Origin of the sequence: Streptomyces viridiviolaceus (assembly GCF_014650995.1) — a bacterium.
In the GTDB taxonomy this organism is placed as follows: domain Bacteria; phylum Actinomycetota; class Actinomycetes; order Streptomycetales; family Streptomycetaceae; genus Streptomyces; species Streptomyces viridiviolaceus.
Genome location: NZ_BMWA01000065.1, coordinates 1 through 8,132, shown reverse-complemented (window position 1 = coordinate 8,132; position 8,132 = coordinate 1). Strand labels below are relative to the sequence as shown.

The window sequence follows — 8,132 nt, the reverse complement described above, 5'->3', positions numbered from 1 at the left end:
ATCTGACTGGCGTTGACGCGCCAACCGCTGCGGGCGGACACCCCCCGGCACGTCCCCTTCTCGCCGTACGCGACTGCGGGTCCGCGCCACCGCGGGCAGCCGGGCTCGCCGAGCCGCGGGCAGTCGTGCCGCCTGGGGCGGCACGGGTGGGCGCGGGCGGCCTCCCGATAGCGCCGGGCCGCGCGACCCACCCCCGGCCCGCACCCACGCCGGGTACCGGGTGAACGCAGTGCTGCCCGGATCGGCCCGGGGTCACCGTGGTGGTGCCGTGGAGCCCCTCACCACCAGGCTGACCGGGATGTCGCCGCTCTCCGGGGCCCGGCCCTCCAGGACCGCCAGCAGGGCTCTCATGCCGCGTTCGCCGAACCGTTCCGCGTCCAGCCGGACCGTGGTGAGCTCCGGGTCGATGGCCGTGGCCAGGGCGAGGTCGTCCAGGCCCGTGACCGAGAGGTCGTCCGGGACGCGGAGCCCGGCACGGCGGGCCGCCTTGTACACGCCGGCCGCCAGCTGGTCGTCGTCGCAGACGACCGCCGTGGGCCGGGGGCCCGGGCCCGCGAGCGCGGCCTCGGCGGCCGTGACGGCGCCCTCGATGGAGATGGGGGAGTGGGCGGTGCGCAGGGTGGTGCCGGGGACCGTGCCCAGCCGTGCCGCCAGTTCCCGTGCGCGTACCTCGAAGGTCCAGGACGCGACGTCCGCCGCGAGGTGCAGGAAGCGGCGGTGGCCGAGGGACAGGAGGTGCTCCGCCACTTGGCGGATGCCGTCGGCGATGTCCAGATTGACCGTCGCGGCGCCCAGGCTGCCCTCCGGGTCGCTGTCCAGCATCACCAGCGGCAGCTGGTCGCCGCGGATCGCGGTGAGGGCGTCGGCGGCCATGGAGGAGGCGATGACGCCGTCCAGGGCCGCCTGGGCCGAGGCGAAGGGGTTCCTGGCCGGACCGATGCCCTCGGGCGAGGGGTAGAGGACCACGCCGAAGCCGTGCTCGGCGGCGACTCGGGTGGCGCCCGTGTAGACGCCCGCGAAGAACTCCGTGGTCAGCGCCGGGACGACGAGGAGCACCGTCCGGGTGCGGCCCAGGCGGAGATTGCGGGCGGCGAGGTTGGGGCGGTAGCCCAGCGTGCGCGCCGCCTCGCGGACGCGTTCCGCCGTGGTCTCCGACACCCGTCCGCGCCACTTGTCGCCGAGGACCAGGGAGACCGCGGCCTGGGAGACGCCGGCGGCCTGGGCGACGTCCCGGCTCGTGGGGCGGGTGCTGCCTCGTGCCACCGTTCGCCTGCTCTTTCGTCTGGACTCGTGGACAGCCGACATGGTACGTATGGCAGGAGAAGTTATACGTAAAACCTGTTCGGAGAAGAGGGGGTGGTGGGTGGTGGTCTCCGGGTATCTGGAGATTCTGCGGGCGAGGCACGCCGTCCGGCTGCTCGTCGGAACGCTCGTGGGACGGCTGCCCAATGCCACCGCCGCCATCGCGATCGTGCTGTTCGTGCGGGCCGAGGGCGGTTCGTACAGCCTGGCGGGGGCGCTGGCGGCCGTGTACGGGGTCGCCAACGCCGTGGGGCAGCCCGTGCTGGGCCGGCTCGTGGACCTGTACGGGCAGCCCCGTGTGCAGCTGCCCGGCGCCCTGCTGTCGGGGCTGGCCATGGGCGTCTTCGCGCTGGCCGGCATCGGGTCGCCGGTGCTCGCCTACGCGGCGGTGGCGGGCGCGGGGCTGTTCACGCCGCCCCTGGAGGGCGGGCTGCGGGCGCTGTGGCCGAGTGTGCTCCGGAAGGAGGACCAGGTGCACACGGCGTACGCCATGGACGCCGTGGTGCAGGAGGTCATGTTCACCGTCGGTCCGCTGCTCGTGACGGTGTGCGTGTCGCTGTGGTCGGCCCAGGCCGCCCTGCTCGTGCTGAACGTGGTGGGTGTGCTGGGCGCCCTGTCCGTGGTCGTGTCGCCGCCCTCGCGCGCGTGGCGGTCGGCGCCGCGCGAGGCACACTGGCTGGGCGCGCTGCGTTCGCCGGGGCTGCTGGCGCTCCTGGGTGCGTTCCTGTTCATCGGCATGGCGCTCGGCTCCATCACGGTGGCCGCCGTGCCGTACGCGGACGAGCACGGGGGCGATGCCGTCTACGGCTGGCTCATGGCCGCCCTGGGCCTGGGCGCGCTCGTCGGCGGGGCCGTCTACGGGGCCCGGCAGTGGGCCGGTGAGCCGGCCCGGCGACTGCGGGTGCTCGTGGCCCTTCTGGCGGTGTGTTATCTGCCGCTGACGCTGATGCCCGGCGCGTTCGCCATGGTGCTGCTGACCGTGGTCGCGGGTGTCTTCCTGGCGCCGGCCATCGCCTGCGCCTTCGTCCTGGTCGACCTGCACGCCCCGCGGGGCACGGTCACGGAGGCGTTCTCGTGGCTGGTGACCACGTTCACCGTGGGTGCGTCGGTGGGAACGGGCCTCGCGGGGCCGGTCGTCGAGGCGGGCGGGGCCCTGTGGGGGTTCGCCGTGCCCGGGGCGGCGGGGGCCGTGTCCCTGCTGGTGCTGGCGTGCACCGGACGGGTCCTCGCAGCTCCCGCCGGGGGGACGGTCGTTGCGGCTTCATCGGAAAATGATCCAAACCGTGCCGTCGAACCCCGTTTCAGTTCGGGGGATCGGGCGTAATGTTCAGTCATGGACCGCCGCATTTTCGGGCTGGAGAACGAGTACGGCGTCACGTGCACGTTCAGGGGACAGCGCCGCCTGTCGCCTGACGAGGTGGCGCGGTACCTCTTCCGCCGTGTCGTGTCATGGGGCCGCAGCAGCAATGTCTTTCTGCGCAACGGGGCCCGCCTCTATCTCGACGTGGGCTCACATCCGGAATACGCGACACCCGAATGTGACAATGTGATCGAACTCGTCACCCACGACAAGGCGGGCGAGCGCATTCTCGAAGGACTCCTGGTGGACGCCGAACGACGCCTGCACGAGGAGGGAATCGCAGGCGACGTCTACCTCTTCAAGAACAACACCGACTCGGCGGGCAACTCCTACGGCTGCCACGAGAACTATCTGGTGGCCCGGCACGGGGAGTTCTCCCGCCTCGCGGACATCCTGATCCCGTTCCTGGTGACGAGGCAGCTGCTGTGCGGTGCCGGCAAGGTGCTGCAGACGCCGCGCGGCGCCGTGTACTGCGTCAGTCAGCGGGCCGAGCACATCTGGGAAGGCGTCTCCTCGGCGACGACCCGTTCCCGGCCGATCATCAACACCCGCGACGAGCCGCACGCCGACGCCGAGCGCTACCGGCGCCTGCACGTCATCGTGGGCGACTCGAACATGTCCGAGACGACCATGCTGCTCAAGGTCGGCGCCACCGACCTGGTGCTGCGCATGATCGAGGCCGGCACGGTGATGCGCGACCTCACGCTGGAGAACCCGATCCGGGCGATCCGCGAGGTCAGCCATGACATCACCGGGCGGCGCAAGGTGCGCCTCGCCAGTGGCCGGGAGGCGTCCGCCCTGGAGGTGCAGCGGGAGTACTACGAGAAGGCCGTGGACTTCTGCGAGCGCCGCGGCATCCGCACCGGCACCGTCGAGCGGGTGCTGGAGCTGTGGGGCCGCACGCTGGACGCGATCGAGGCCGAGGACCTCGACCGCATCGACACCGAGATCGACTGGGTCATGAAGTACAAGCTCCTGGAGCGGTACCGGGCCAAGCACAACATGACCATGTCGCATCCGCGGGTCGCGCAGATAGACCTCGCCTACCACGACATCCACCGCCGTCGTGGCCTGTACTACCTGCTCGAGAAGAAGGGCCAAGCGGCCCGGGTCGCCAACGACTTGAAGATCTTCGAGGGCAAGTCCGTCCCGCCGCAGACCACTCGGGCCCGGCTGCGCGGCGACTTCATCCGGCGGGCCCAGGAACAGCGCCGGGACTTCACCGTCGACTGGGTCCACCTCAAGCTCAACGACCAGGCACAGCGCACGGTGTTGTGCAAGGACCCCTTCCGTTCGGTCGACGACCGGGTGGAGAAGCTGATCGCCGGTATGTGAGCCGGGCCGGCTGAGACACGCGTTTTCCGCACGAAAGGCCGGAACGCCACACGGGCGCCGTACGTTTTCCGTATGGCGCCCTTCTCACGCCGTAGAGTTGCGCGCACGCCAACACGCAAGATCGACCGACACCGATTACGAGGCTCCCACCGTGCGCCGACGCTCACTCCTCATCGCCGTACCCGCCGGACTGGTCACGCTTGCCGCATGCGGTGACGACTCCGGCTCGGGAAACGCCGGCGACACCGCATCACCCACGGCGCCGACCACGTCCGCCCCGCCGCCGAAGATCGTCGACGGTCCGCTGCCCGCCATCACGGCCGGGACGAAGTTCGGCGAGAAGCCGACCGTCGCCAAGGGCAGCGGTGAGCCGTCCAAGCAGCTCGCGGTGAAGACGGTCATCGCCGGGGGCGGCAGGACGGTGGCCGAGGGCGACTTCATCTCGGCGAACTACCTGGGCCAGATCTGGAGCAGTGCGAAGGTCTTCGACAACTCCTACGACCGCAAGACACCGCTGGTCATCCAGCTCTCCCAGGGCGGCATCATCGACGGCTGGCGGTACGCGCTCACGGGCAAGAAGACCGGCAGCCGCGTCCTGTTCTCCGTCCCGCCCGCCTGGGGGTACGGCGAGCAGGGCAACGAGCAGGCGGGCATCAAGGGCACCGACACGCTGGTGTTCGTGGTCGACATCCAGGACACCTTCAACGCCAAGAGCTCCGCGAAGGGCGAGGAGGTGCCGCAGGACGACGCCGAGCTGCCCACGGTCGGCACCAACACCGACGGCAAGGCACCCTCCATCAAGGTGCCCGACGCCCAGGCGCCGAAGAAGCTGGTGGCGAACTACGTCATCGAGGGCGACGGCGCCGAGGTCGGCGCCGAGGACAGCGTGCTCGTGCAGTACAAGGGCGTGGTGTGGGACGGCGGCAAGGAGTTCGACTCGACGTACGGCAGGAAGCAGCTGACGTCGTTCTCGCTGCAGCAGGTCGTCAAGGGCTGGTCACAGGGCCTGACCGGCAAGAAGGTCGGCAGCCGCGTCCTCATCGTCATCCCGCCGGACCTGGGCTACGGCGACAACCCGCCGCAGGGCAGCGGCATCGAGAAGGACTCCACCCTGGTCTTCTCGGTCGACATCCTGGCGAAGATGTGACGCCTCGAAGATGTAAGACTTGGCCCGTTGCCTTTCCGAGAGACAAGCAGGAGCTAGAGACGTGAGCATCGACAAGCCCGAGATCGACTTCCCGGGCGGCGAGCCCCCGGCGGACCTCGAGATCAAGGACATCTGGGAGGGCGACGGCCCGGTCGCGCAGGCCGGCCAGACCGTGACCGTGCACTACGTGGGCGTGGCCTTCAGCACGGGCGAGGAGTTCGACGCCAGCTGGAACCGCGGTACGCCGTTCCGCTTCCCGCTCGGTGGCGGCCGCGTCATCGCGGGCTGGGACCAGGGCGTGCAGGGCATGAAGGTCGGCGGCCGCCGCCAGCTGACCATCCCCGCCCACCTCGCCTACGGCAACCAGAGCCCGACCCCGGCGATCAAGCCCGGCGAGACCCTGATCTTCGTGGTCGACCTGCTCGGGGTCTGATCGGAGCCGATCACCTGGGGCCCATGCCTGTCCGGCATGGGCCCTCGGCTTTTGCCGCGGCACCGCGGAGCGGTACGGTCATCGATCGGAAGCACCATAGGGAAGGTGACGGGCGTCGATGGCCATTGCCAAGGCCGAGCGGCTGATGAACCTGGCGTTGTGTCTGCTCGGGACGCGGCGGCCACTCAGCAAGCGCGAGCTGCGCGAGTCGATCGAGGCCTACCTGGAAGCCGGGTCCGACGACTCCTTCAACCGCATGTTCGAGCGGGACAAGGACGACCTCAGGGAACTCGGCCTCGTGATCGAGACCGTGGAGAGCCTGGACGGCGAGGTCGGCTACCTGGCCCGCCGCGACAGCAACCGGCTCCCGCCCATCACCCTGGACGCCGAGGAGGCCGCCGCGCTCGGCCTCGCCGCCAAGGTGTGGCAGCAGGCCCGGCTGGCCGGCGCCGCGAGCGGTGCCCTGCAGAAGCTGCGCGCGGCCGGGCTGCCCGAGGACGTCGACCCGTACGAGGCACACGGTGCGCTGGAGCCCCGCATCCCCGTGCACGAGGCCGCCTTCGAGCCGCTGATGCTGGCCTGCCGCGACCGCCGTCCGGTCGCCTTCGAGTACCGCAAGGCCAACGCCGCCCAGCCCGAGCCCCGGAATGTCGAGCCGTGGGCGCTGGAGTGCTGGCGCGGCCACTGGTACCTGGCCGGGTTCGACCGCGACCGCGGTGCCGAGCGGGTCTTCCGGCTGTCGCGGATCACCGGCAAGGTCCGCTCGCGCGGCGGGCGCTTCACCGCGCCGGTGCCGGACGTGGTCACCGTCCGTGAGACGGTCGCGAGCTGGGCCGGCGAGACCGCCGACCGTTCCGCGCTGATCCGGCTGCGCTCGGGCGCGGGATACCCGCTGCGGGCGAGGGCCACCACGGTGCGGGAACTCGGTGACGGCTGGGACGAGTTGGAGATTCCGTACGGGCACGGCCTGGACGCCTGGCTGGTGGAGTTCGGACCGGACGTGGTGGTCCTGGAGCCCGCGGAGCTGCGGGCCGACGTGGTGGACCGGCTGCGTGCCGTCGCCAAGGGCTGAGGGGGAGCGGACAACACAGTGGCAGGCAAACCGGTCAGGCCCGCGAACGCCATCGACCAGACCCGGCGGATGCTCTCCCTGGTCACCTATCTGAGGGAGCGCCCCGGGGCACGGGTCGAGGACGTCGCGCGCGCCTTCGGCATCACCGAGGACGAGCTGGTCTCCGACCTCGACGTGCTGCCCATGTGCGGCACCAGCTTCCGCGGCGGCGACCTGCTCGACATCGACACCGACGGCGAGCGCATCTGGTGGCACAATCCCGCTGCCCTCGGGGCGGACGCCGCCGAGCCGCTGCGGCTCGCCGCCGACGAGGCCACCGCGCTGCTCGTCGCCGCCCGCGCGGTGGCGACCCTGCCCGGTCTGCGCGAGAGCGACCGGCAGGCGCTGCTGCGGGCGACCGCCAAGGTCGAGACGGCGGCCGGCGAGGCGGCGGGCGCCAGCTCACGTCTGTCCGTCACCTTCGAGGCCGAGGGCGGCGTCTTCGCCGACGTCGACCGGGCGATCTCCGAGCGCCGCCGACTGTGGATCCGCTACTACTCGCCGGCCCGCGACGAGGTCACCGAGCGTGAGATCGATCCCATCCGGCTGGTCAGCGTGGGGCACACGTACGTGGAGGCGTGGTGCCGCCGCTCCGAGGCGCGGCGCACCTTCCGGCTCGACCGGGTCGCCGAGATCCGCATCCTGGACGAGCCGTCCGCGCCGCCGGAGGTGGAGCTGCGGGACCTGTCGGAAGGGCTGGTGCAGCCCGCCGCGGAGGACCCCGAGGTCGTCGTGGAGGTCGGCCCGGGAGGACGCTGGGTCGCGGAGTACTACCCGCACGACAGTGCGGATGAGCTGGCCGACGGCGGGCTGCGTATCACCCTGCGCACCCCCGACCCGGCGTCGCTGAGGCGGCTGGCGCTGCGGCTCGGACGGGACGGCCGGATCGTCTCGCCGCCCGAGCTCGCCGGCAGCGCCCGGCGGGCGGCCCGCGAGGCGCTGGCCGCGTACGACGGGATCGAGGCCGTCGAGGCGGGAGATCAGCCGGGTGACGGGCAGGACGACGGGCGGGAGCGAGGGCTTTGAGCGGGTCGGCGGGGTCTGGTGTGCCGGGGATGACGGCGGCGTCCGCGTTCGCCGGTATGAGACGCGTCTCCCCGGTGGTGTTCAGGGCGGGCTGCCCGGACTGCCGGGGCCGCGTCGAGCTCGCCGCGAGCGCCCTGCGTCTCGCCATCGGTGCCACGAGCCGCACCACCTTCTACTCGTTCACGTGCCCCGAGTGCGGGGCCGCCGTCCGCAAGCCGGCGGGGGAGCGGATCGTGGAACTGCTCACGGGCGGCGGGGTCCGGACCCTGCGTCTGCACTCCACGGTCTAGGCACTGTCTGATAATTGATCTTGTGGTGGGTCGTGGTGAGTTGACGGATGAGGCGTGGGAGCGGATAGCGCCCCTGCTGCCTGGTGTTGACGGTCGTGGTCGTCCGTGGCGGGATCACCGGCAGGTGA

The 8,132-nt window shown here is 71.4% G+C and carries 9 protein-coding genes; 8 read left to right on the top strand and 1 reads right to left on the bottom strand.

Translation table 11 applies throughout. The features are described 5' to 3' along the window. Window positions 1-252 precede the first annotated feature (252 nt). Entirely contained in the window at window positions 253-1,305 is a 1,053-nt protein-coding gene (locus tag IE260_RS40675; protein WP_189880971.1) for a LacI family DNA-binding transcriptional regulator, read from the bottom strand. Between the two features lie 61 nt (window positions 1,306-1,366). Between IE260_RS40675 and IE260_RS40670 the strand changes: the two genes are divergently transcribed. The 8 genes from IE260_RS40670 to IE260_RS40635 all read left to right on the top strand — a co-directional run. Continuing rightward, window positions 1,367-2,626 carry an MFS transporter gene (locus IE260_RS40670; RefSeq protein WP_189880972.1) on the top strand — a complete coding sequence of 420 codons (1,260 nt, stop codon included), beginning with the start codon at window positions 1,367-1,369 and terminating at the stop codon, window positions 2,624-2,626. 9 nt (window positions 2,627-2,635) lie between these two features. Continuing rightward, a complete protein-coding gene (pafA, locus tag IE260_RS40665; RefSeq protein ID WP_055416065.1) occupies window positions 2,636-3,997 on the top strand; it encodes a Pup--protein ligase in 1,362 nt (453 codons plus the stop codon). A gap of 151 nt (window positions 3,998-4,148) precedes the next feature. Continuing rightward, a complete protein-coding gene (locus tag IE260_RS40660; protein WP_189880970.1) occupies window positions 4,149-5,144 on the top strand; it encodes an FKBP-type peptidyl-prolyl cis-trans isomerase in 996 nt (331 codons plus the stop codon). A 61-nt stretch (window positions 5,145-5,205) separates the two neighbouring features. After that, entirely contained in the window at window positions 5,206-5,577 is a 372-nt protein-coding gene (locus IE260_RS40655; RefSeq protein ID WP_189880969.1) for an FKBP-type peptidyl-prolyl cis-trans isomerase, read from the top strand. A 118-nt stretch (window positions 5,578-5,695) separates the two neighbouring features. Then, a complete protein-coding gene (locus tag IE260_RS40650) occupies window positions 5,696-6,649 on the top strand; it encodes a helix-turn-helix transcriptional regulator (RefSeq protein ID WP_189880968.1) in 954 nt (317 codons plus the stop codon). An 18-nt stretch (window positions 6,650-6,667) separates the two neighbouring features. After that, entirely contained in the window at window positions 6,668-7,714 is a 1,047-nt protein-coding gene (locus IE260_RS40645; RefSeq protein WP_189880967.1) for a helix-turn-helix transcriptional regulator, read from the top strand. A gap of 29 nt (window positions 7,715-7,743) precedes the next feature. Continuing rightward, a complete protein-coding gene (locus tag IE260_RS40640; RefSeq protein WP_189880966.1) occupies window positions 7,744-8,004 on the top strand; it encodes a hypothetical protein in 261 nt (86 codons plus the stop codon). 22 nt (window positions 8,005-8,026) lie between these two features. Then, window positions 8,027-8,132 (top strand): transposase (locus IE260_RS40635; RefSeq protein ID WP_373303474.1); only part of this gene is annotated, 106 nt, incomplete at its 3' end.

Excerpts from the sequence above, each read along its gene's own strand:
- IE260_RS40650 (WP_189880968.1), top strand. The coding sequence starts at position 5,696 with ATGGCCATTGCCAAGGCCGAGCGGCTGATGAACCTGGCGTTGTGTCTG.
- IE260_RS40675 (WP_189880971.1), bottom strand. The coding sequence starts at position 1,305 with ATGTCGGCTGTCCACGAGTCCAGACGAAAGAGCAGGCGAACGGTGGCA.
- pafA (WP_055416065.1), top strand. The coding sequence starts at position 2,636 with ATGGACCGCCGCATTTTCGGGCTGGAGAACGAGTACGGCGTCACGTGC.
- IE260_RS40640 (WP_189880966.1), top strand. The coding sequence starts at position 7,744 with ATGACGGCGGCGTCCGCGTTCGCCGGTATGAGACGCGTCTCCCCGGTG.